The following is a 1,281-nucleotide window of genomic DNA, read 5'->3' as shown; positions in this document are numbered from 1 at the left end:
GCATCTCTGCCTCTTGGGCGGCCAGACGCCGCTGCAGATCAGAGAGAGCAGCCTTGCTGCTTTTTTCTGTCTGCTCCACTTTATGATCAATATCTTGCAGCGGCTTTTCCCATTCGGGTTGGGGGCGTTCCTTGCCCCCACCCAAACCACCGGCGCAGCCACTGAGCGTCAAAAGCAGCAAACCGGTCAACGCCGTCAGGACACAACGGCGACCCGGCAGGTGCAGAAGTGGTATCCATTGGGATGTTCCGGTTTTCATGGCCATTTACCTGTCTCAATAAATTAGCGCAAAACCAACTCGGCGCGACGGTTTTTGCTCCAGGCCGATTCATCATGCGAAGGCACCATGGGTTTTTCCTTGCCATAGGAGACCGCTTTCAAACGGTTGGCTGGCAAACCCTGGGAGACCAGAAAACGCACTGCTGCATCTGCCCGTTGTTGTCCCAAAGCCAAGTTAAATTCACGAGTACCGCGCTCGTCGCAATGGCCTTCCACGGTGATCACCCCTTTTGGCCCATGAGCCAAAATCCATCCGGCATTGTGCGCCAAAATCTGCGCGGCCCGATCATTGATTAAAGCCGAGTTATATTCAAAATAGACCCGATGTTCCGGCTCTACATTGACATCAAAGCGATAGCCTCCGGCACCACCGGCACCACCACGGGAAGGATCGTTCAGATTGACGGAAGAACCTCCCATGCGGTTAATTCCTTTGCCATCTCTGCCCGCCCCATCGGCGCCCGCTTGATCTCCCTCACCAGCCTTTTGTGCGGAACCGCACCCGGCCAACAGACCCAGAGACAACAGTGCCACCGTCAACAATCCGACTCGTTTCATGGAAAACCTCTCAATAGAATAGAAATCAAAACCAAAGGTACCTATTTGATCAAAGGTGACCAGGAGGGATCAGAGCCCTCCGAATCACCAACAGGCACCAGCCTTTCATTATAGCCCGTCAAATCAATACTGTAAAGCTGGGAACGACTGCCATTATGGCGTGAAAACAGGATAACCCGACCATTGGGTGACCAAGTGGGGGATTCATCCATCCAGGAATCGGTCAATACCCGCATGTTTTTTCCATCTGGGGTAATGACGGCAATGCGAAAACGCCCTCCTCCGCCATGCACAAAAGCGATCAGATCACCACGTGGTGACCAGGAGGGAGCTGCATTATAGTTGCCCTCAAAGGTGATACGGCGGGCATCTCCACCTTTGGAATCCATGATATATAATTGTGGTGTACCGGCCCGATCGGAGTTGAAAACAATTTTTTGTCCA

Annotated in this window: 2 protein-coding genes and 1 pseudogene; all 3 read right to left on the bottom strand. The window is 52.8% G+C overall.

Translation table 11 applies throughout. From position 1 onward, the window contains the following. Nucleotides 1-259, bottom strand: a 259-nt coding sequence (locus EJP87_RS16630; protein WP_130472949.1) for a hypothetical protein, incomplete at its 3' end; no start/stop codon positions are given. 23 nt (nt 260-282) lie between these two features. Then, the gene (locus EJP87_RS16625) at nt 283-837 is read right to left on the bottom strand and encodes an OmpA family protein (RefSeq protein WP_227657735.1); all 555 of its coding nucleotides are present in this window, start codon (nt 835-837) and stop codon (nt 283-285) included. 41 nt (nt 838-878) lie between these two features. Further along, nucleotides 879-1,281 (bottom strand): annotated as a pseudogene (locus EJP87_RS16620) (PD40 domain-containing protein); the annotation flags it as partial.

Source organism: Candidatus Magnetaquicoccus inordinatus, from assembly GCF_004217665.1.
Taxonomy (GTDB): domain Bacteria; phylum Pseudomonadota; class Magnetococcia; order Magnetococcales; family Magnetaquicoccaceae; genus Magnetaquicoccus; species Magnetaquicoccus inordinatus.
This window is presented reverse-complemented; position numbering and strand designations above follow the sequence as displayed.